This is a genomic window from Psychromonas marina, from assembly GCF_030161115.1.
Lineage (GTDB): Bacteria > Pseudomonadota > Gammaproteobacteria > Enterobacterales > Psychromonadaceae > Psychromonas > Psychromonas marina.
In genome coordinates, this window is sequence record NZ_BSPQ01000001.1 from 729982 (window position 1) to 753188 (window position 23207).

General features: G+C 34.8%; 24 protein-coding genes. 4 read left to right on the plus strand and 20 right to left on the minus strand.

What is annotated here, in order from left to right; translation table 11 throughout:
• Position 1 precedes the first annotated feature (1 nt).
• The 18 genes from QQK09_RS03470 to tviB all read right to left on the minus strand — a co-directional run bounded on the left by QQK09_RS03470 (position 2) and on the right by tviB (position 17872).
• A complete protein-coding gene (locus tag QQK09_RS03470; protein WP_284202723.1) occupies positions 2-592 on the minus strand; it encodes a GNAT family N-acetyltransferase in 591 nt (196 codons plus the stop codon).
• Positions 593-626: 34 nt separating this feature from the next.
• Positions 627-1400: a glycosyltransferase family 2 protein gene (locus QQK09_RS03475; RefSeq protein WP_284202724.1), complete on the minus strand. Its 774-nt coding sequence runs from the start codon at positions 1398-1400 to the stop codon at positions 627-629.
• A complete protein-coding gene (locus QQK09_RS03480) occupies positions 1393-2490 on the minus strand; it encodes a glycosyltransferase (RefSeq protein ID WP_284202725.1) in 1098 nt (365 codons plus the stop codon). Before QQK09_RS03480 ends, QQK09_RS03475 begins: the two co-directional genes overlap by 8 nt.
• Before the next feature lie 10 nt (positions 2491-2500).
• Positions 2501-3574 carry a non-hydrolyzing UDP-N-acetylglucosamine 2-epimerase gene (gene wecB / locus QQK09_RS03485; protein ID WP_284202726.1) on the minus strand — a complete coding sequence of 358 codons (1074 nt, stop codon included), beginning with the start codon at positions 3572-3574 and terminating at the stop codon, positions 2501-2503.
• A gap of 301 nt (positions 3575-3875) precedes the next feature.
• The gene (locus tag QQK09_RS03490) at positions 3876-4994 is read right to left on the minus strand and encodes a DegT/DnrJ/EryC1/StrS family aminotransferase (protein WP_284202727.1); all 1119 of its coding nucleotides are present in this window, start codon (positions 4992-4994) and stop codon (positions 3876-3878) included.
• A complete protein-coding gene (locus QQK09_RS03495) occupies positions 4991-5440 on the minus strand; it encodes an acyltransferase (RefSeq protein WP_284202728.1) in 450 nt (149 codons plus the stop codon). The genes QQK09_RS03490 and QQK09_RS03495 overlap by 4 nt, the downstream gene beginning before the upstream one ends.
• Entirely contained in the window at positions 5430-5834 is a 405-nt protein-coding gene (locus QQK09_RS03500) for a sugar 3,4-ketoisomerase (RefSeq protein ID WP_348532697.1), read from the minus strand. The genes QQK09_RS03495 and QQK09_RS03500 overlap by 11 nt, the downstream gene beginning before the upstream one ends.
• Entirely contained in the window at positions 5824-6705 is an 882-nt protein-coding gene (gene rfbA / locus QQK09_RS03505) for a glucose-1-phosphate thymidylyltransferase RfbA (RefSeq protein WP_284202729.1), read from the minus strand. Before rfbA ends, QQK09_RS03500 begins: the two co-directional genes overlap by 11 nt.
• 1 nt (position 6706) lies before the next feature.
• Positions 6707-7753, minus strand: coding sequence for a dTDP-glucose 4,6-dehydratase (gene rfbB / locus QQK09_RS03510; protein ID WP_284202730.1), 1047 nt, complete (start codon positions 7751-7753; stop codon positions 6707-6709).
• Between the two features lie 7 nt (positions 7754-7760).
• Positions 7761-9182: an O-antigen polymerase gene (locus tag QQK09_RS03515; RefSeq protein WP_284202731.1), complete on the minus strand. Its 1422-nt coding sequence runs from the start codon at positions 9180-9182 to the stop codon at positions 7761-7763.
• Positions 9175-9867, minus strand: coding sequence for a Rossmann-fold NAD(P)-binding domain-containing protein (locus QQK09_RS03520; protein WP_284202732.1), 693 nt, complete (start codon positions 9865-9867; stop codon positions 9175-9177). Before QQK09_RS03520 ends, QQK09_RS03515 begins: the two co-directional genes overlap by 8 nt.
• The gene (locus QQK09_RS03525) at positions 9864-10973 is read right to left on the minus strand and encodes a TDP-N-acetylfucosamine:lipid II N-acetylfucosaminyltransferase family protein (RefSeq protein WP_284202733.1); all 1110 of its coding nucleotides are present in this window, start codon (positions 10971-10973) and stop codon (positions 9864-9866) included. The genes QQK09_RS03520 and QQK09_RS03525 overlap by 4 nt, the downstream gene beginning before the upstream one ends.
• Positions 10974-10977: 4 nt before the next feature.
• Positions 10978-12690, minus strand: coding sequence for an asparagine synthase-related protein (locus QQK09_RS03530; RefSeq protein WP_284202734.1), 1713 nt, complete (start codon positions 12688-12690; stop codon positions 10978-10980).
• Positions 12687-13952, minus strand: a complete 1266-nt coding sequence (locus QQK09_RS03535) for an oligosaccharide flippase family protein (protein WP_284202735.1) — start codon at positions 13950-13952, stop codon at positions 12687-12689. The genes QQK09_RS03530 and QQK09_RS03535 overlap by 4 nt, the downstream gene beginning before the upstream one ends.
• The gene (locus QQK09_RS03540) at positions 13949-15019 is read right to left on the minus strand and encodes a DegT/DnrJ/EryC1/StrS family aminotransferase (RefSeq protein WP_284202736.1); all 1071 of its coding nucleotides are present in this window, start codon (positions 15017-15019) and stop codon (positions 13949-13951) included. Before QQK09_RS03540 ends, QQK09_RS03535 begins: the two co-directional genes overlap by 4 nt.
• A gap of 10 nt (positions 15020-15029) precedes the next feature.
• Positions 15030-15617 carry an N-acetyltransferase gene (locus tag QQK09_RS03545; protein WP_284202737.1) on the minus strand — a complete coding sequence of 196 codons (588 nt, stop codon included), beginning with the start codon at positions 15615-15617 and terminating at the stop codon, positions 15030-15032.
• A gap of 23 nt (positions 15618-15640) precedes the next feature.
• Positions 15641-16585, minus strand: coding sequence for a Gfo/Idh/MocA family oxidoreductase (locus tag QQK09_RS03550; protein ID WP_284202738.1), 945 nt, complete (start codon positions 16583-16585; stop codon positions 15641-15643).
• Positions 16586-16597: 12 nt separating this feature from the next.
• Positions 16598-17872, minus strand: a complete 1275-nt coding sequence (tviB, locus tag QQK09_RS03555) for a Vi polysaccharide biosynthesis UDP-N-acetylglucosamine C-6 dehydrogenase TviB (protein ID WP_284202739.1) — start codon at positions 17870-17872, stop codon at positions 16598-16600.
• A gap of 299 nt (positions 17873-18171) precedes the next feature.
• Here tviB and rfaH point away from each other — a divergent pair, with 299 nt between their 5' ends.
• Positions 18172-18675, plus strand: coding sequence for a transcription/translation regulatory transformer protein RfaH (rfaH, locus tag QQK09_RS03560; RefSeq protein ID WP_284202740.1), 504 nt, complete (start codon positions 18172-18174; stop codon positions 18673-18675).
• An 8-nt stretch (positions 18676-18683) separates the two neighbouring features.
• Complete coding sequence (glpG, locus tag QQK09_RS03565; protein WP_284202741.1) at positions 18684-19523, plus strand: rhomboid family intramembrane serine protease GlpG; 840 nt, start codon at positions 18684-18686, stop codon at positions 19521-19523.
• Between the two features lie 64 nt (positions 19524-19587).
• On the opposite strand, the gene QQK09_RS03570 is transcribed toward glpG, so the two are convergent.
• The gene (locus QQK09_RS03570; RefSeq protein ID WP_284202742.1) at positions 19588-20010 is read right to left on the minus strand and encodes a flagellar basal body-associated protein FliL; all 423 of its coding nucleotides are present in this window, start codon (positions 20008-20010) and stop codon (positions 19588-19590) included.
• Positions 20011-20094: 84 nt separating this feature from the next.
• Between QQK09_RS03570 and QQK09_RS03575 the strand changes: the two genes are divergently transcribed.
• The gene (locus tag QQK09_RS03575) at positions 20095-20652 is read left to right on the plus strand and encodes a chorismate--pyruvate lyase family protein (RefSeq protein ID WP_284202743.1); all 558 of its coding nucleotides are present in this window, start codon (positions 20095-20097) and stop codon (positions 20650-20652) included.
• Between the two features lie 11 nt (positions 20653-20663).
• Positions 20664-21518: a 4-hydroxybenzoate octaprenyltransferase gene (ubiA, locus tag QQK09_RS03580; RefSeq protein ID WP_284202744.1), complete on the plus strand. Its 855-nt coding sequence runs from the start codon at positions 20664-20666 to the stop codon at positions 21516-21518.
• A 130-nt stretch (positions 21519-21648) separates the two neighbouring features.
• Here ubiA and QQK09_RS03585 read toward each other — a convergent pair whose 3' ends face one another.
• Positions 21649-23100 (minus strand): dihydrolipoyl dehydrogenase, encoded by a 1452-nt coding sequence (locus QQK09_RS03585; RefSeq protein ID WP_284202745.1) that lies wholly within the window; start codon positions 23098-23100, stop codon positions 21649-21651.
• Positions 23101-23207: the final 107 nt, after the last annotated feature.

The following is a 23207-nucleotide window of genomic DNA, read 5'->3' on the forward strand; positions in this document are numbered from 1 at the left end:
ATTATTCGACCTTAGATAAATTGACTCTTTCCATATAATACAGGCCACTTGTATATGCCTGTATTTTATACTCATTTTTTAAATAAAAATTCACAGCATAAGCGCTGTCAGCTCTAACATACAAGCCGACTTCATTGAGGTTTTTTTTTGTATTATATTCACTTACAAAAGATAATAACTTAGAGCCAGTTCCTTTTCCTTTACCATTCACTGCAATTGATAGAATCAGAGACTTTGTTTCATCAAATGAATCATTTTTTGATAAAAAGCGATAATACACATTCGACAGCACTTTAGAAATTGATGCTGCGGGATTTAATACTGCAGTCTTAATAATTTCAGTTTTGTACTGCGATTTGAATTCCTTGATGGTATTCCCTAAGTTCTCACCAAATACTACAAACCCCAGAATCTCACCTTCATCATTTTTTTGTAACCAAGTTTCCGAATCGCCTTCTAAAAAAAACTCATAATATTTCTCTAATAATGAGAGAGAGAAAAATGATGTGAAGTGTGATTTCGAAAATGCATTTTTATGGATAGTTGCAATCTCATCAATATTATCAATAGTTGCTTTTATAAATTCAGGCAAAATATTTTTCCATAATATATTCTATTTAACAGGGCTACTGACGCTTTAAGATAATGTCATAAGCATAATGGATTAATATCGAAGACAACCAGATATATGGTGGTACTAAATTAAAATTCTTAGATAATATTAATGCTTTTTGCCTAAATATTTCTTTACGCCCTCTTGTTTTCATTATGTTGGTAGCATGAGAACGATAGTAAAAAAGGGGTTCTTTGACAGATGAAAATGATGTTTTGGCTGCACAACGAATGACAAAATCCCAATCTTCCTCTTTTAAGGTCTCATCAAAGCCACCAAGCTCATCATATAAAGGCCTAGAAAACATCATTGAACCAGCAGGCACATGCTGTCGAATAAAGACTTTATTTATCACATTACCTGACAATGTTTTTTTAGGAAAAATATTGCTGTAATCTGGCTTATCATCATCGAACTCTTTGGCCTGAGTAAAACAAAATTCAGAGCCTGCACTTTCGTTTAGCAATTTAACTTGCTTCTCAATTTTATCAAGAGCCCAATAGTCATCGGATGCTAGAAGTGCAATGTATTCACCTTTACTAAGAGAAATTGCTTTATTGAGAGTACGACAAACACCCATGTTACTTTGTGTCTGATATTCAAAATCATACTTTTGTTTGAATTGCTTAATAACATCGAGTGTATTATCTGCCGAGCCATCATCAATAACAATAACTTCTATATTTTTATATGTCTGATTAAAAACACTTTCTAAGCTCTTAGCTATATAATCCTGGTGGTTGTAACTGGGTATTACAACACTCACTAAAGGTTCTTTATTAATCATTTAACATCTCATTATAAAAACTGACTAACTTAGCTTCCTCTACAGACCAATTATAAATATCATTAATTGCTTTTATACCATTTTCGCCCATTTTCTTAGCTTCATCAGGGTTATCAAATATGAATTTAATAGCCTTTGCAATTTCATCAGGGTTAGCTGGATCAACACATATACCACAATAATTATCTTCCACTATTTGTTTCCATAATGGGAAATGAGAAGCAACAACAGGCAAACCAACCGACATATATTCAAATAACTTATTAGGCTGTGCATCGATATGATTAGGAGCGGGTAAATAAGTCACTAGACCAACTTTACACTTACCTAAAATTTCAGCCACTTCATTTCTTGGTATTATTCCAAGATCAGTAACTCTATTCCAACCTTCTGCATTAGATAATTCTGTTTTAAAGCTCTCATTAACAACGGGACCTGCTAAATATAACTTCCCATCTAACTTATCAATAGCATTGACTAGCTCTTTTACACCCCTTATAGGTGTTTGTGCACCAACAAAACACGCACTATTTTCTTTTTCTGTCGGAGGGATAGATAATTCATCAATAATAGGATAGTTATTAATAACGACTGTCTTACAGCCTCTGGCATTATAAAGTTCTGCAATTGCTGGAGTAGCAGTAATAATACTGTCAAATTTTTTACATGCATATGAATCAAAAACCTTAAAACTAGTCGACATAGCCATTCGTAAAAATCGAGGGATATATGTTTTAGTTAACAGGTCACTTGCGAAATCTTCATGCGAATCAAAAACAACTTTTTTGCCTGCTTTTTTTAACTTCAAGCCTGTACTAATTAACTCAGGATCATGAAAGTGATAGATGTCGGCATCTAAAGACATTGCTTTACTAAAAACCTTTTTTGTAGTGTTCAATATTCTATCAAAACGATGCTTAGCAGTTCCAATATCAATTATTTTTACATTATTTACAATATCATCACCAAAACCATCGGCAACTATTAAACTGACATCAAAACCAGCTTTTGCTAATGAACTTGTCTCTTTCAATAAAATACGAATATCTTTTCTTGCATGAACTGACGTTAAATGGACTACTTTTTTCATTATTATCACTCTAAATGCTGATTAATTTATCTACGATTCTTTTACTCGCACTGCCTGCGCCATACAAATCACGATCATAATCTTGATTAAAATCGAAACGGGTAAACACATCTAAAATTTTATTTTTATCCGCACCAACTAAGACATTATATTGATTTTCGATGAGTTCAACCCATTCTGTTTCGTCTCTTAGCGTTATGCATGGCTTTTTAAAGAAAAATGCTTCTTTTTGTAATCCGCCACTATCTGTCATAATTAAATCAGAGTTCATTATTAGATAGACCATTTCTAGATAACCAACAGGCGTTATCATTGTAATATTTGGACTAACGTCATAATTTTTTTCAAGAATAGCTTTTGTCCTTGGGTGCAGAGGAAGGACAACTTGCTTGGTCTTAGCAATTTCGTTTAACGCATCAAATATCCCACTGAGTCGTTCCTTATTATCGGTATTCTCGGCACGATGTACTGTCGCTAATATATAATTATTTGCAAGTTCAACATCAGGTTTAGTCGCAAAATCCTTATAATAGATAGCGCTATCTTGCATAACATCTCCAACATTTACGATGGATTGATTACAGCCACGCGAGCTAATATTTGGATACCCTTCTTGTTTTAAATTATTTAATGCTGAAGATGTTGGACAAAATAATACATCACTTACTCTATCTGTTAAAATTCGATTAATTTCTTCAGGCATTTTCATATTAAATGATCTTAATCCAGCTTCAACATGGGCAACTTTAATATGTAATTTTGACGCAGCAATGGAGCCTGCCAGTGTAGAATTTGTATCACCATAAACCAGAACCCAATCAGGCTTTTCTAATTGTAAAATCTCTTCTATCTTTTCTATCATTTGACCGGTCATTGCACCATGAGACAAGCCATTAATATTAAGATTATATTTAGGAACGGGAATATGCATCTCATCAAAAAATATTTTTGACATATTTGAGTCGAAGTGTTGACCCGTGTGTACAATAACCTCAGAAATGTTCTCTGCATTATTGATAGCTCGACTTACTGAACTCGCTTTTACAAATTGTGGTCGAGCTCCAAGGATAGTTAAAATTTTCATATTAAACCTATATAAAATATATGGACTAGTTTGCTTTGTATTTGAATCTAAGTTCAATTAGATCCGAGTAGAAAAGACTAATACAAGGGTAGAACATCTAAAAAATGCAATAATAATCAATCTATTATCATATTTAAAACCAAGTCACATTACCCTTTTCATGACCCCATATTTAAACATCGAGCTTACTATATCTTATATAAAATATATGGACATAATAGACATAGTGCAACAAATACGAGATCTAAGCAGTATGAGGCTGTGTATCCCCTAAAACTATGTTCAATCAGTAATGGGAAATTTAAATACTAAATTTGTTAATTACTTTTATGATATTCGATACATCATTATCACTAAGAGTAGGGTCAACGGGTAAAGATAATACCTGTGAATGCATTTTTTCAGTGATAGGTAAGTTCAAGTTGCTCATCTCACTATATGCTAATTGCTGATGTGGTGGTATTGGATAATGTATAAGGGATTGAATCCCTGCTTTTGTTAAGTACTCCTGCAATTTTTCACGATTGCCAGATTGAATCACAAATAAGTGCCAAACATGCGATTCTTGACTTTGAATAGTAGGTAAAATAATATCAGAATTGTTTATTTCAGATAAGTAACGATTAGTAATACGTCGACGATGAGTAATTTCCTCATTTAAATATTTTAACTTAACACTCAACATAGCCGCTTGAATTTCATCTAAGCGACTATTAATACCCTGATATATATTTTCATATCGCTTATGAGAACCGTAGTTACTAAGTGCTCTTATGGTTTTAGCCAATTCTTGATCGTTAGTTGTCACGGCACCAGCATCACCTAAAGCACCTAAATTTTTGCCAGGATAAAAACTAAAGCCTGCAGCATCGCCTAATGATCCTACTTTTTTGCATTTATTCTCTTTATCTCTATATATCGCACCATGTGCTTGAGCACAGTCTTCAATCACTTTTAAATTATATTTATTAGCTACGAAATTAATTTCATCCATGGCAGTAACCTGACCATAGAGATGAACAGTTAAAATCGCTTTGGTCTTTTCGTTAACAGCTTTTTCTATTAACTTAGGGTCTAAATTAAAGGTATTAACATCTGGCTCGACTAATACTGGCACTAACCCATTTTCAGAAATGGCCAAAATTGATGCTATATAAGTATTTGATGGAACAATTACCTCATCACCTTTTTGCATCACTCCTAGTTCAATATAAGCACGTAATATTAGAATTAATGCATCTAAGCCATTAGCTACACCTAAGCAATGTTCAGTTTCACAATAGGTAGCGAATTCTTTTTCAAATTCAGCGACTTCATTACCTAAAACATACCAGCCAGAATCAATCACGCGTGCACATGCTTCTTTTAATTCAGCTTGATATTGTGCATTAATTTTTTTTAAATCTAGGAATGGGATCATTTAATTATCTCTCTAGCAGGGTTACCAAGAACAGTGGAATGGGCCTTAACATCTTTTGTAACAACAGCACCCGCACCAATCATTGCAAATTCGCCAATGGTTATCCCAGGCAGAATAGTTGCATTACCTCCAATCGAAGCATTGTTTTTAATGATTGTTTTTGGGAATTCGTCTGGGTATTGTTTCGAACGGGGTGATTTATCATTCGTAAAAGTCACATTCGGTCCAATAAACACATTGTCTTCAATGGTTATACCATCCCAAATTTGCACTCCGCTTTTAATCGTCACGTTGTCACCAATCAACACATCATTTTCTATGAAACAATGAGAACAAATATTGCAGTTATTACCAATAATTGCATTAGCCAACACCACACAAAATTGCCAAATATTTGTACTTTCGCCAATATTTTGTGACTGTATATCTGCTAAATTATGAATCATGGCTAACCATTTCAGTAAACTCTTGATAATCGCGAATATAATCGCCTTCATCATAAAATGAATCAGCGAGTACCAACAAAACGCAATCATCTGAAAAGTCGAACATTTCTCGCCATACAAATGATTCGATAAACAAACCCTGCTCAGGGTTATCCAATAAAAGCTCTATTTTTTCTTTACCATCATCTAACATAAACCGGCATGAGCCTTTTAATACCACAGCTAGCTGTTTCAGTTTTTTATGTGCATGAAAGCCACGGCGCACTTTATCTGCAGTGTTAAACATGTAATAAACACGTTTGATCGTAAACGGGATATTTTTATGATCCTCCAATGCCACCAAAGAACCACGATCATCACCATGACTTTGAAACTGTATGAATTTAATATCCATTATTTTTCTCTTCTACTAAATCAGATAAATACTTGCCATAGCTATTTTTCATTAACGGTTTAGCAATCACTTTAATCTGTTCAGTGGTTAACCACCCCTGATTAAATGCAATTTCTTCAAGACAAGCTATTTTAAAGCCCTGGCGTTTTTCGATAGTCTGCACGTATTGTCCCGCATCCATCAAGCTATCGTAAGTTCCGGTATCTAACCAAGCAAAGCCACGACCTAGCAATTCTACATTTAACTTACCGCGCTTTAGGTACTCATTATTAACACAGGTAATTTCTAATTCACCACGCGCTGAGGGTTTAATGTTTTTGGCGATTTCCACAACATCGTTATCGTAAAAATACAGCCCAGTAACAGCAAAGTTAGATTTCGCCTTTTCAGGTTTTTCTTCAATCGAAATCGCTTTATAGTTTTCATTAAACTCGACCACACCAAAACGTTCCGGATCTTTGACCTGATAACCAAATACGGTAGCACCGGTTTCCTGCTTTGCAACGTTTAATAGCTTTGGGGTAAAGCCTTGACCAAAATAGATATTATCACCTAATACCAAGCATACATTATCTTCGCCAATAAAACTTTCGCCAATAATAAATGCTTGTGCTAAGCCATCAGGACTTGGTTGTACTTCATAACAGATTTCAATACCAAAATGACTACCATCCCCCAACAAACGAATAAAGCCAGCCTGGTCATCAGGAGTTGTAATTATTAACACCTCACGGATACCAGCTAGCATTAGCACCGATAATGGATAATAAATCATCGGTTTATCATATACTGGCAATAATTGCTTAGATACACCTTTCGTAATCGGGTATAAACGAGAGCCTGAGCCCCCTGCTAAAATAATACCTTTCATATTAAACCCCTAGACGTTCACGTTGATAAGAGCCATCTTGAACTCGTTTACACCATTCTTTATTGGATAAATACCATTCGACTGTTTTTCTTAAGCCAGTTTCAAATGTTTCAGAGGGTGTCCAATCAAGCTCTTTTTCTATTTTACTTGCATCAATTGCGTAACGCAGATCATGTCCAGGTCTATCTGTAACAAAGGTAATTTGTTCTTTGTAATCAGATTGCTTAGGAACTAATTCATTTAAAATATTACAAAGTGTTTCCACAACTTCAATATTTTGTTTCTCATTATGCCCACCAATATTGTAGGTTTCACCGACCACACCTTCAGTAACTACTTTATATAGAGCACGAGCATGATCTTCAACGTATAACCAATCACGAATTTGATCTCCCTTACCATATATTGGCAAAGGCTTTCCTTCTAAAGCGTTTAAAATAACCAGTGGAATCAACTTTTCAGGAAAATGATATGGTCCATAATTATTTGAACAGTTAGTTACGATTGTCGGGAACCCGTAAGTGCGCAACCATGCACGAACTAAGTGATCACTTGAAGCTTTTGAAGCTGAATATGGGCTGCTAGGATCATACGATGTACTTTCGGTGAATAGATCCGTTGTGCCTTCTAAATCGCCATACACCTCATCAGTAGATATATGATGAAAACGAAAGGCTGATTTTTTATCTGTTTCTAATCCAAGCCAATACTTGCGAGATGCCTCTAGTAAGGTATAAGTCCCGACGATATTGGTTTCAATGAATACGGCAGGACCATCAATAGACCGATCAACATGAGACTCAGCCGCTAGATGCATTATTACATCTGGTTGGTGAATCAATAATAAGCGATCTAATTCTATTTTGTCGCAGATATCTACTTGCTCAAAAATATAACGCTCTGATTCTGATACCAAGGATAATGACTCTAGATTACCAGCATATGTCAGTTTATCTACATTGATAACACTATCTTCAGTTTCTTGGATGATATAACGAATTACTGCTGATCCTATAAAGCCAGCCCCACCAGTTATTAAAACTTTCATAATTTTTTCACGACCTAAATTTTTTTAACCTAAAAATCCCTGATATAAAGACTAACAAGGCGTAAGTAATTAACACAGGAATAAAGAACCAAACACTCAAGTTATCAAATTCCCCTTTTGAATATATCATAATGAAACCAAGTGAAACATTTGTGTATACAAGTAAAAACCAATAATTATTATATTTTTTCAATAGGTTATGCATGAAAGCAACTATACTCCCAAAAAAGAACATACCAGTCACTCCCCCGATAAAGCCAAAACTAGCATACATTTCTCCCATACCCGTAGGAGGCAAAGAACCTCCAGGGATATATTCATACCAGTTATTTTTAATCAAAAAACTTATTTGGTATTCGTTCGGTCGTATTGATGAGGGTAATAATGAATATAATGGGGAAAAAAATGAAGAACCGTAGGTATAGCCGAACAGAGTCTGCCAACCATCTATAATTTTCATTAATACTGATACGTTAGGCAAATTTCCTTTTTCTGAAATATAATAATTAAACATTTCAAAATTAAAAAAACTAAGTAACGTTGAAGTAGCATCCCCAACGATCATATTATTAATGGATAGGCTAGATAGTAAGCGAATAAAATATAATACAATAGCGCTAAGTAAAAACATCGAACTTATCAAAATGTATCTTAAGTGTTTTTGAGATGACAATTTATAAGTAGAAAAATAATAAACTGAAAAATATGACAAAATATACACAACTGTTCCAATAATTCTCCCTGTAGAAGCCTTCATAACAATCGTTAAAAAAATAAAAAGCATAAATGCCAGTGACATTTTTTTGTTCAGTTTTAATATTTTATAAAGCCAAAGGTAACCAGCCATGTAACCAAACATATAAAAAATTGTTGAACCTTTTTCCGAAAACTCTAATTGACGGCTTGCTATATTCGCCATGTATAGGAAAAAATCACCACCCGCAAAAATCCAAATATTCCATAGAAAATTTATTATGGCAAAAAAAGAAAAGGAAATGATCAAGATGTTTACAGCTTTAATTGAGATATTGTCGTTAAACTCTATCTTAGGCTCATAATTTTTTCTAAAAAAAGAATAACCAGCATAAGATGAAACATAACATAGTATTAAATATATTACCGTCACATCAAAAAGATCATTTATATCACGTTCAAAGCTTTGTCCCTGTATATAAAAGGATGTCTCCACACCGGTAATAAACATCAAAAAACAAGATAGAAAAGCCAAATAAAAGTAAGCTGTATAAAGAGTAAACGAGCTAAATAAAATTAATTTTGAATTTCCCATAAAATAAAGAGATATACATGCAAAAAAAATAGCCAGTAGCCCTGATGTATATCCAAAACCAATTGAAATCAACAGTGAGGTTATAGTCATAAAAATAAAAGCAGCTATAAACCTTAACTTATTGAAGAAATATTTATTCATTTAACCAACTTTTTTCAAGAGCTTTTTTGATATAATCAGCTCCAAAATCAACGCCAGATTTATATATAATTTCACTGCTAAATAGACATTTATAACAAACCTGCACACCTTTATCCATATAGTGAGCTTTATAATTCAATCCTAAAAAATCGGATATTGTATTGACTATCTCATCAACTGAATAATATTCCGAATTGACAATATTTATTGTCTTACTAGATACCTCCATATTATTTATTGCATAGTCAACCATAAGAAAAACATCATCTATATGAACGAGATTTTTTGTAGCATTACACCATATATTAAATTGTTTTTTATTTAGGATTGAATCCTTAAAATAGTTCACTAATAAATGTGGGTTGTTAGATTTAGAAATTATTTGTGGTAAGCGAAAGATTGTAAAATTTCTGCAATTATCAGCAATTATTTTCTCCATTCTTTTCTTGTGGAAATAGTAAGGCTTTTTCATTTGCTCGCAATAAATCACATCACAACTGCTAAAGTATATAAAGTGCTTGTCTGACTCTGAATTTATAGTCTCGCGGAGAAGAGTTTCTTCTCGAAAAAAACATTTAGTATTTAATTCATTCGAATTAGAAACACCTGAAGCAAAAACTAAATAATTATCATTGTTGCTATATTTATTAAAATAGGAAGCCAAAAGCCCATTTCCAACAATCATTTACGCACCTCTGTATTAAAGGAGTTAGTCCACTCATTATTAAATACTACCTCCCAAGCTTTTTGTATTGTAACATTAGATATATCATTAAGAATATTAACTCGATTATTCAATAGATATTTATTATCAGTACGAATAAATTCTTCATAACTCATATCGACTATTTTTTCTGTCGCATCAATATTTATATCTATTGATTTAAAATAGTCAAATGGGGTTGTTACATTTGAAATATATAACTTCTTCATTAGCATAAGAAAAACTTTTTGATTCCCTAAACCTTGCTGTCTTTTATGATTCAAAACGCAAATATCAGATGCATTTATCATTTCCAAATATTCATCAAATGATTGATATTCTAAGATTGGTAAAAATTTTTCTTCGAACTTTTCCTTACCGTATTTAATCACTTGATTTTTATACTCGTCATTACCACCATATGACAATATGCATTTAATTAATATGCTTTCATTTTTATACTTGCTTAATATATCTATGCTTTCAAAATGTTCATTAGAAGGATCTGCAGAGTTACCAAGAACTATTATTTTTGTTTTTTTAAGGTCATCAACATCTTTAATACATGTTTTCTCTATCGCCGAAATATCTATTGGGCTTGGGTAGTCAGCTTTTAGATATTTAGCTCCGCTATTATACTGTTTTTGTATAACGTCGAAATCCCCTTTAACATAAGATATTATAAGTGGAATTCTTTTAATTACTTTTTCTCGTAAGAACTCTATTATTTTTGATTTAATTGTTTTGTTGTATTGAGCATAATAAACGTCTCCGCCCCATAAAACCCACGCAGTCTTTTTTAAAATCTTAGGGGCAAAAAACAAAAGTTCAAGCATAAATACAGGATGATTCAATTGATGAATAATTAGCATTTTTGATGCGTTTATTATCCCTCTGAATTGCCGAAATAGCATTTTGTTTTTTGTAAAAATAACATTCTTATATGGATAATCCTTATTGTTATTTCCCTCTTCCTTCTCACAATACACAATGAACTTGTGATCATTCTGACAAAAATATTTATTTACAAAAGATATATACCTTATTGTGTACGGGGAGTGGGTCATAATGTGTAAAGTTTGTCTCATCTGGCTATCCTTCGATATGCATTTTTAAAGATAATAACAAGCTGACAACGACAAATTTATTTCGTTTATAGCGCTCTAACTCATTGTGAAAATACTTTTTAACATCTTTATTTAAATCGGGGTATTCGTTTAATACATACAAGTTATCTTCAAACTGACGATCTAGATTTATTTCTATTGTTGGATTTTTCCTGAACCAAATATCAAATGGATTCATACCTGTATATTTTAATCCCAATCGCTTCCTAATCCCAACATTCACTCTATTTAGATATTTAAAAACTTTTATTTTTAGCAGATTCGATGGTCTGCAGTTGCATTTGTCCCATTTAAAATCCAATGTTTGCGGAACTGAATATTTTAACCATTTGAGATATATGTGTTCTTGTTGCCTTAATTCCCTAGGCACAGAAAGTGTAAACTCCAATAGTTTTTTACTAAAAAAAGGAGTTATAGTATCAAAGCGATACCTATTTACTATATCTCCATAAAGAGTTCCATTTGATTGTCTTCCATCATATACAAACCCCTCACAATTTTCTTTTGTATATGAAGCAATAACACTGTCTATAAAGCCAATTTTATTGTATATATATTCAGGAACCTCACCAACTAATGATTTACTGCATACATACTCTTTTAATTTCTTAGAGCCAATATCATGGGAGCCAAATATCACATCTCCAATCTGCCCAGTTAACAACAATCCATAATTATTTGGAGCAATTTTTTTTGTGGAATTTAAAGTGTGTAATAGAGAGTGAATCGATACTTGTCCGTTTGTTCTTCTAATGGCTTCTTCAAAATTATTTACTAAGCAATAACCATTGTCGAGAGAAATAAAGATGTGTTCCATTTTTAATGCTGAAGACACTTCCTCAGCTATTTTATGATCTAGGGATCCACTTTCTGAAAAAGTAAAAGTGGTCATGATTTTATTTGTCATTTGATGCATTAGTATGGCCATTGACTTAGAGTCTAAACCACCAGAAAGCCCAGCTAAAGGCCTATAGTCATAGAAATCGTTTAGTGCAATTATACGGCTCATCGCCTGTTTTATAATGTCATCATATTCCTTAACCACTTCCTCCTCTGTGAGGTTTTCATTAATATCGAATTTATGCTCGCGATATTTGACTTTATTCACGCTTCCTTGACCAATGTTATACGTAAGGTAATTACCGCTTTCAAGTTGATAGATATCATTAAAAAAGGTTCTCTCGTTAATCATTGAACCAAAGCCAAGGAAATAATATATATTATCGATATTTAATGTGAGCTTATTTTCTAATTTTACACCCCTTGTTACGTCAAATAAATCTGATGAGAATACAAAACCAAACTCTTCAGAGTTATGATAAAATATTTTTTGTGATGCTAAATGGTCCACTCCTAAGTGTATCTTATTTTGAATTCGATCAAACACGCATATTGAAAATGATCCATCACAGGACTTAATAAAATCATGAAAACCACACAAGGTAATCTCTGAAAGTACAAACTCCTTTTGTGTAGAATAATTCTTTATATCAAATAAGAAGCCTTCAAACACGACAACAACTTTCTCATCTTCATAAATAAACCTTTCATTAAAGAATTTATAATTATAGTCCCTACCAAGGGTCATCGCATCAGTCTTAAACACCTCAGTCATATTTCCTTTTGCACTCCAAAGTTCATGACTTTTTTTATGCACACTTCCAAATATAGAACTCATATATCACCAGTATTGTTTATTAATTGCTTATCATGAATTGACACTAGTAAATAGTACCAAACTAGACTAAAGAGGTTTGTAAGCGCTCCAATTGTCGCTAGCATATTAAGTGTTGTATATATTGAATAACCATTTCCAAAATAAACAAGAGCAGCTAACTTAAGAATAAATGATATGACTTCAATATATAAAGCAAATTTTTGTTTTCCAAAAACCTGCGGTATTGAAGAATAAGGAGAGCTTATGAACATCATCAGTATCCAAGGTATTAAATGCTGTATATAAAGCCCAGCTTCCAACCAAGCCAGACCAAATACTATAGAGAAAATAACATCAATATAAAGCCAAATAGGTGTCGTTATAATGCAACATACAATTAAAGTTTTTAAGCTCTTATTAAATATTTTTTTAAGTGATTTTTTTTGTGAATAGTTATCAGCAAAACTCTTGTTTAATACATTATATATAGATGCAGAAAACAACCCTAAGGGAGCCTGCACCATCCTTAATCCGAAAGCATATACACCAAGCACAGGAGAGCCGTAATATATAGGAATCAAGTAAACAGGCAAGTTGGATGATAAGGTATTTAGCAACCCATGTGGCAAAGAATAATATGGAAAATCGGAATATTTTTTAGCAACCGCAAAACATTTTAATGGATGGGCTTTTTCTTTAAGAAAGTCTTTACGTATATAATAAGCAAGTAAGACCGAAACTAAAAAAAGTGAAAAAGTGAATGAATAAATAAGGCCATTATTAAAGTCGAAAATGATAGCGATGCATATAGCTAAAGCCGATTCTATTCCTGCTTTAGCGACCCGTTGTGAGATCATTAACTTGTAGTTGCCATTTCTATTGTTATATTTATCTATTATATTTATCAACCCAATTGCAAAAACCGCCACAGGTAAAGAAAAAAATATAGAAGCAAGTTCTACGAACTGATTTAAAAAATATAAACCTACTGATATAAGAAAAACAGAAGAAAACAGCGTGATTATTGATAAAAATACGACCTGTTTTGCATGAAGCGCCTGCCTTGGTAATACGATGGCTAGCTCATACCTCCCACTAGATATAACTGAAAATAAGGCAGCAACGCTGACAAATGTTGCAAATACACCAAAATCTTCTGGACTATAGAGCCTTGATAAAATAGGGCTTACAACAAAGGGTATTAATTGTGCGAGGCCTGTACCACTAACCAATAAAATTATGCTTTTAAGTATTGGTACATCGTTTAATTTATATCGACTCATATGATTAGGTAAGGGTGCATTGGCAAACTAAACACTTGTTTAGCTAGTTTTTCTGCAACAGGAAAATCACCTTCACAATAACCTAAATATTTAAATGCCGTTTGCTGATGCATACAGGTTGCATAATAAACGACTGTTGGAATGCCTTGTTCTTTATATTCAGCCATTGCCGCATCGCGGTTTTCATCAACAAGTGTATATTGGGCCCAAGAGCTGACATACCCTTCAGGTACTTGAGGTGTTTTAAAATGAGTAGATAGTTCTTTTTCATAGTTCGTAGCAGCTTTGTTACGACTAATAAGCTCTTGAGGAAACTCTGCCAATTTTTCTAATAAAATAGCAGCCTGAATAGTATCTAACCGACTATTCATACCTATACGAATATTGTCATACTTATCATTGCCTTTACCGTGTACTCGAAAAGAACGCAGTAGTTCAGCATACCCATCATTATTAGTGAATACAGCACCACCATCACCATAACAACCGAGTGGTTTCGCCGGGAAGAAACTAGTAGTTGCAATATCACCAAAACTTCCTGTTTTTTTAGCATTAATAGAACCACCAAATCCTTGTGCGGCATCCTCTATAATTTTTAAATCATATTTTTTAGCAATACGCTCTAATTCGGGGTAATTAGCCGGCAATCCGAAAAGGTCAACGGCAATAATAGCCTTAGGCTTGAGTTTGCCTTCAGCAATTACATTTTTGATTCTTTTCTCTAAGTCAACTGGGCAAATATTAAATGTCTGTTCGTCTGAGTCGACAAAAACAGGCGTCGCTTTTGCAAAAGCAACCGCTTCTGCAGTAGCAAAAAAAGTAAAAGTTGGGCAAAAAACAGCATCCCCCTCTTTAATATCTAAGGCCATCATACAAAGCGTTAGCGCATCTGTGCCATTGGCACAGGTAACGGCATGCTTTACGCCGACGTACTCAGCAAGTTTATCTTCTAGCTCAGATACTTCTGGACCCATGATATATTTACCATGGTCTAGTACGGTTTGGATGCGCTTGTCTATTTTTTCTTTTAAATGCTGATATTGAGCGGCTAAATCTATAAATTGCATAATTAAATATTCACTGTTTAGTTACTAGACGAGTAAGGTTTTCACCTTCGAGAATATACGTTTCATTCGTGTAAGGGCATACTGTTGAAGCATTACCCGATAGAGGTAAATCTAAAGCTTCGCCATAAGCACTCATCCAACCAATTTGCTTAGCAGGAACGCCAACCATTAAGGCAAAAGCTTTCACATCTTTATTAACGACGGTGCCTGCGCCTATAAATGCATATTCTTCGATAGTGATACCGCAAACGACTGTGCAATTAGCGCCTAAGGTAGTGCCCTTTTTAACAAGCGTGTCACGGTATTCATCTTTACGCTCGATTAGAGAGCGGGGATTATAGACATTAGTAAACACCATGCTTGGACCACAAAATACACCTTCTTCAAGGTGTACATTATCGTAAACAGAAACATTGTTCTGAATTTTACACTTATCACCAATGGTGACTTTATTGCCGACAAATACATTTTGTCCTAATGAAACTTTCTTTCCAATAACAGCCCCACCACATACATGCGCCCAGTGCCATACTCTTGATTCATCACCAATAACTGCACCATCATCAACAATCGCTGTTTCATGCTTCATAAAATTCATAACTGTTTCCGCTTAAGCTAGGATTACAATAATTTTGACATTAACGGGTGGTAATGTTCAGGGTTAGCAACAATTTTTTGGTCTCGAATTTTTTCAACCGTCTCAATTGCAGTTCTATTCTCTTCTAGGCCATAACCATTACCAGCAAGTACATTTTCATAACTTTGAGTATGTAGGTCAGTGAAGCCACCAGAAAACTCTAGCTCTTCGTCACCAATCATTATGCTACGGTATGTTTTCTTTTCACCTTGCACTGCATTATCTGGCAAGTTATTGGCATCTATTGATAAGAACCATTTCACACGTGCACGCTCATACTCGAGGTAACCTGAAACAGTTTGCTCATCTTTATAATGAACTTCGTTTTCTTTGATATCACCAAAAATGAAATGTAACATATCGAAAAAATGTACACCGACATTAGTTGCCACACCACCTGATTTTTCATCGACGCCCTTCCACGACTTCAGGTACCATTTACCACGTGATGTCATATAAGTTAGCTCTACATCAAATACTTCATCTTTAGGTGCATTTTGGACTTTATCACGCAAAGCAATAATTGAAGGATGCAGACGAAGCTGTAATATACTGTTTACCTTCGCACCATATTTTTCTTCGTATAATTTAAGTGTGTCAATTTCAGGTGAGCTCAACACCAATGGTTTTTCACAAATAACATCAATGCCATTTTTAAGCGCAAACTTCATTTGTGGTGCATGTAGGTAATTTGGAGAGCAAATAGATATATAGTCTAATTTATTGCCTTTTAATGCGCCATCTTCAACATATGCAGCAAACTCTTCAAATTCTGTAAAAAATTCAGCGTCAGGGAAATGGCTGTCCATAATACCAACCGAATCATTTATATCCATTGCGACAATAAGCTCATTACCCGTATATTTAATCGCGTTCAAATGACGAGGTGCGATATAACCACCTGTTCCAATTAATGCAAATTTTTTCATTTTAATAATCCTTTACAGTCTAATATCTGATTCATTAGGTGCTAATACATGTTTTACATCGTATAAAATGTGTTCTTTTTTGCCAAGCAAGCGAAGCTTCGACTCACCCATTTTTTTAAATTCACTATGATCCACAGCTAATACAATGGCATCATATTTGCCTTCTTCTAAAGTATCAATTAAGTCAATGCCATATTCATGCTTAACTGCTTCACTTGAAGCCCAATCATCATGAATATCAACCGTCATATTAAAATCTTTAAGCTCTTTCACTATATCTATAATTTTAGTATTGCGCACATCAGGGCAATCGCCTTTAAAGGTAAAGCCTAGGATTAATACTTTCGCTTCATCAATGTGAATTTTTTGGCTTGCCAGTTTTTTAACTAGTTGAGTTGCAACATACTCGCCCATTCCGTCATTAATACGACGACCAGCTAGAATTACCTCTGGACGATATCCGACTTCTTGAGCCTTGTGAGTTAAGTAATAAGGGTCGACACTGATACAATGCCCACCAACCAAACCAGGCTTAAACGGTAAAAAATTCCATTTGGTACCCGCTGCTTTTAATACTTCTTCTGTATCAATATCAAGTTTATTAAAAATCTTCGCAAATTCATTAATGATAGCAATATTTAAATCTCGCTGAGTATTTTCAATGACCTTTGCAGCTTCAGCCACTTTAATTGAAGAAGCTTTATGGGTGCCCGCGGTGATAATTGATGAGTACAAGTCATTAACAAAATCCGCTATCTCGGGCGTTGAGCCTGAGGTGATTTTCATGATAGTAGGTAAGCGATTCACTTTATCGCCAGGATTAATTCGTTCAGGGCTATAACCTGCAAAAAAATCTTGGTTAAATTTTAACCCCGATATTTTTTCAATAATTGGTAAACAAACTTCTTCAGTTGCACCTGGGTAAACTGTTGACTCAAAAATAACGACATCATTTTTTTTAATGATCGTCCCTATAGTTGCAGATGCTTTTTCTAGAGGCGTTAAGTCGGGAGTATTATCATCTGTAATTGGTGTAGGCACTGTGACGATATAGATATTGCAATCAGCAATTTCTGATAATTGGCTGGAATAAGTTAAATTAGTTGCTTCCGCTAATTCTTCGGGAGAGCACTCAAGAGTGAAATCAGTACCAGATGAAAGCTCTTCAATACGTGACTTATTAATATCGAAACCAATTGTTTGATATTTTTTACCAAATTCAACAGCTAGGGGTAGACCTACATACCCTTGACCTATAATTGCAATCTTGCTACTCATTAAATTCATATTCAAAACCTTTCAAACTACCATAAATTATCGAAAAAACTTATCTAAAGGAGTAGCTATATTACGATAGTCCAGAGGAAGTTACTTAATAATATTAAAACGCGTAATGTAACGTATAATTCATCAATTTACTATCATCACTGTCAATATTTACTTACTCTTTCTTAGACTCGCCTTTGCTTTACAATTACTTAAAAAAGAAACTGTCCATAATTAAAATTTACGCGAAAACGCCTAGAGAGTTATTGATGTATACCGTAAAATGTAATACTTGATGAAGATAACAGTGAAGTGAGTTTATGAACAAACAATGGTTTATTGTGTATTGTAAAAGTCGTGAGGAAAATCGTGCTTCTCTGCATTTACAAAATCAAGAGATAACTTCTTTTTTTCCTAAGATCAAAAAAGAGAAAGTGATGCGCGGGAAGAAAACGATTGTTGAAGATCCTTTGTTTCCAAGTTACCTATTTATCAATATAGATCAGATGGATGGTAATTTTAGTCGGATTCGCTCAACACGTGGAATTAATGATTTTATTCGTTTTGGCGGACAGATAGCGACAGTGCCAGATAAGCTTATCGAACAACTTAAATCACTATGCCATGTATTGAATGATCTTGATGTCGATACCCAATCTCTTTTTAAAAATGGTGATGAGATTGAAATTACCAAGGGTGCATTTAAAGGTGCAACCGCTATCTTTGCATGTGAAGATGGATTAGAGCGTTCAATGTTACTGTTAAAAGTACTCAACCAAGAGAAAAGTATCTCTTTTCCTAATAAAGATATTAAACGAGCTTAGGAGGCACCATGATACTTCATCAGTTTAATAGTTTGCGCGCTGCACAGGCTTTCTCTGACTACTTAACACAATTAAAAATAAGTAACCGTATTGAACATGATAGTTTTTCATATCAGTTAATGCTTAATGACTTAGCTCAGCAGGAAAAAGCACAGGCAGAATTACTGCTTTTCCTAGAAAATCCTAATCAAGAAAAATACTTCTCTGCGAGTTGGTCATCAGGTAATACCGATACTCCACGCTCTGAATTAGCCTATGAAAAATCTCACTTGGTTGGCAACTTTATTCAGCACGCGGGTTGGTTGACCCATGCAGTGTTTGGCTTTTGTGTGCTGATTTATGCACTAAGTAGCTTAGGTTTATTTCAACCAATGCAATCTGCTCTGGCTTTTTTTACCCACCAGCCCTTTGATTTCACTCAAAGCTGGCGATTCATCACCCCAGCCTTCTTGCATTTCAGCGCATTGCATATCGTATTTAATCTGCTGTGGTGGTGGCAACTTGCAGGCATTGTTGAAAAACAACAGGGTAAACAACGTTTATTAGTCATTTTCCTATTTACAGCAATAGCTTCTAACTTAGCGCAATACTTTTTAGTCAGTCCTTACTTTGGTGGTTTGAGCGGTGTTGTCTATGGTTTAGTTGGCTATTGCTGGCTATTTGGAAAATTAAATAAAAGTAGTACGGTTAATTTACCTAATGCCTACTTTGGTTTTTTATTGGGTTGGTTAGTATTAGGCTTTATCGATGTTTTACCGATGAATGTTGCCAATTATGCACACTTGGTAGGATTATTAGCGGGTATGTTAGTTGCCGTTATCGTGACAAAATTAAAAATAACTCGTTGATATTAATGCCACGACCTAGGTCTTGCCTAGGTCGATATTAGAAACGGCATATAGGGCTAAACACTTACTGATATAGATATTTAGTAAACAGCAGATCTTCTAATGGTTTTTTACCCGTTTCTACGTAGAGTAGTTCATTTACTTCATCTAAACAGCGCTGACGAATCCCATCACGCTCTGTAACTGACTTGACAATTGCTTCTGTTTGTTGACCAAGAATGCTAATTATTTTGTCTCTGATAAGAGGTTCATGCTCATTAATGACTGCATAGTTACTTTTTGACTTTACCATTAACTCTACCGTTATTCTGACAAAGCCGATCCGCTTCCCAGGTTTTATATAGTTGGTGATAATGTCGGGTTCTAATTGAAAATACTGATAATCATTCTTTATTTTCTCCGTTCCCTGCCCCGATTCCTCTTCAGCCAGTAAAGGTGATGAAGCAAACGATAAATAAAGCACGCATAAAAGCGCTCTTTTCCACATAGTCTTTTCCTTTAACTAAATTTTTTAAAATTTGAATGATATAATCAGTTATTAATTACCTTTTCCTGTTTTCCAAGGGCACTTATGCACAACAACATCCTTCCTTTAGGTGCTTTAACAAGCTGGATTTCAGAAACTGAATCATTGCACTGCACGGAAAAAATCACCTCTTGGTTATGTGATCATAACTCACTTACTCAAAAGCTGGAATTACAATTCAACCACTTTTTTGTTGAAGTAAAACAACAAGTTTATATTAAACCAAATTGTACTCTTTCACCTATGTTTAAAAATGAAGATAAAATCTTAGTCAGAGAGGTGTTTTTGCATTGTGAAAATAAACCCGTTGTTTTTGCACAGACTGAAATTCCCTTTTCAACCCTGACAGAGCAACAAGCCGAACTCGCAGAAATCGGTAAGCAATCGCTGGGTAAAATTTTGTTTCAAGACCCCACCATGTTGCGTGGACAGATTGAAGTTACCGAATTTAAACAAGGTTCTCTATTCCACCAGCTTGCTACGGATTTCCAACAACCCGCTAATCACTCTTTATGGGCAAGGCGTTCTCTTTTTTACCTTAATAATAAACCACTATTAGTCAGTGAACTGTTTTTACCCGCCTCTGGAATTTATGACCAATGAGCCAACCTTTGATGAATAAACAGAAATTACAAGCCTATGCGCAACTGATGCGCATTGATAAACCAATTGGTTCGTTATTATTATTATGGCCAACACTCTGGGCACTTTGGATCGCTGCGCAAGGGTTTCCACAAATAAGTGTGTTAATGGTTTTTATCGCAGGTGTCTTTATCATGCGCAGCGCAGGCTGTGTCATAAATGACTTTGCTGATAGAAAAGTCGATGGTTTTGTCGAGCGTACCAAAAATCGTCCATTACCTTCTGGGCGCGTAACCAGTCGCGAAGCGATTATTCTATTTGTCGCCCTCTCTCTTTGTGCTTTTTTATTAGTGCTCAGCCAAAATCTACTAACAATACAACTCTCTTTTGTGGGCCTGCTATTAGCTTTTTCATACCCATTTATGAAACGCTTTACTAACTTACCACAACTCGTATTGGGGGTTGCATTTAGCTGGGCAATCCCGATGGCTTATGCTGCACAAAGTAACCAATTAAATCATGTTGTTTGGTTATTGTTTAGCGTCAATGTTCTATGGACGATTGCCTATGACACTATGTATGCGATGGTTGACCGAGATGATGATTTGAAAATTGGTATTAAATCTACCGCTATTTTATTTGGGAATTATGACAAATTAATCGTGGGTTTATTGCAGTTCACTAGTTTGTTATTACTACTTTGGTTAGGTTTTTCAGAACAATTAGGTGCGGTATATTACCTTGCACTACTGATCGTATTAATCCTGTTTATCAGGCAGCAGATAGCGATAAAATCGCGTGATAAAAAAGCCTGCTTTAAGGCTTTTTTAGATAATAACTGGGTAGGAATGGTTATCTTTGTAGCACTGTTTTTAAGTTATTTGTAAAAATAAATCATAGCTAAAACCTAGATTACTGTTCGATATAAATTCGGGCTCTATTATTTAATAATAGAACCCGAATTATATAGTTCAGGTATTTATGCGGATTAGTATCATTGCTTTACCGATAACATAATTAGCAACCAGGACCACACTCCATACATTCACTTATCATTGCACTACCCAATCTCAGCTTGGCATTTAGATCACGTAAAGCGGTACGTACCCCCTCTTCAATCACGGGATGATAAAATGGCATATCTAACATTTGTGAGATAGTCATTCTATTCTGATGTGCCCATGCTAATAGGTGTGCTAAATGTTCCGCTTGCGGGCCAATCATCTCAGCACCTAATAAACGTCCTGTACCTTGTTCTGCGTAAATATGTAAAAGGCCTTTATTTTTAAGCATCACACGACTTCGACCTTGGTCTTCAAATGAAACCGCCCCCGTTTCAAAACAACCACAACTACCTAACTTTTCCATTACCTGTTTACGGCTCAAACCAACCATTGCGATTTGTGGATCAGTAAATACAGCAGCAATTGAGCTACGACGTAGACCAACACGAATATTAGGATAGACACCAGCATTACTACCTGCGATTTTTCCTTGGTCTGCCGCTTCATGCAATAATGGTATTTGATTACTTGCATCACCGGCAATAAAGATTGTTGGTACTGAAGTTTGCATCGTAAACGGGTCTGCAATCGGCACACCACGAGAATCGTTTTCAATCGTAATATTATCCAGACCAAGATTATCAATATTCGGTCTTCTACCCGTCGCAGCTAACACATACTCCACGATTTTTACCTGTTCAATACCCTGTTTATCAATATAGGTGATCTGAACGTTACCCTCTTTTTGGATCATCTCTTTAACCGTGGAGTCTGCATCGAGATAAAACTCTTCTGAGAATATTTTCTGTGCATAAGCCATGACTTCAGGATCAGTAAAGGGACCAACTTGCCCGCCCATACCAAACATTAACACTTCCACACCTAAACGATGCAGTGATTGGCCCAATTCTAAACCAATCACACCAGGGCCAAATACTGCAATCGACTTTGGTAAATCAGTCCAATTAAAAACATCATCATTAATAATTAGATTGTCACCAAGATCATTCCACACAGCAGGATAAGCAGGACGAGAGCCCGTCGCAATGACAATACGTTTTGCGGTCAACAAAGTATGATCATCTATTTGTAACTCTGTTTCACTAATGAAAGTCGCTTTACCGATAAGTTTATCCTGATCAGGAATACCATCTACTGCATCAACAACAAAACCAACAAAACGATCACGTTCATCACGGATACGTTGCATCACTTTTTGACCATCAATACGGACATCACCGTCAACAAATACACCAAATGGTGCGGTATGCTGCGCATTATGGGCACTTTCAGCCGCTGCAATTAATAACTTGCTTGGCATACAACCGACGCGTGCACAGGTTGTTCCAAATTTTCCACCTTCAATCAACACCACTGAATCAGTATGCTCTTTAGCTGCTCGATATGATGCCAAACCAGCGGTTCCACCACCAATAACGGCTACATCTACATTTAATTTTTTCATGATAACTCTCCAATTAAGGTCAATTTTGATGCATATTTGTTCAAAAAGTTAACTAAATAGGCATCAATACTGATTTTCAGGTAAAAAAAAGCACAGCTTAAAACTGT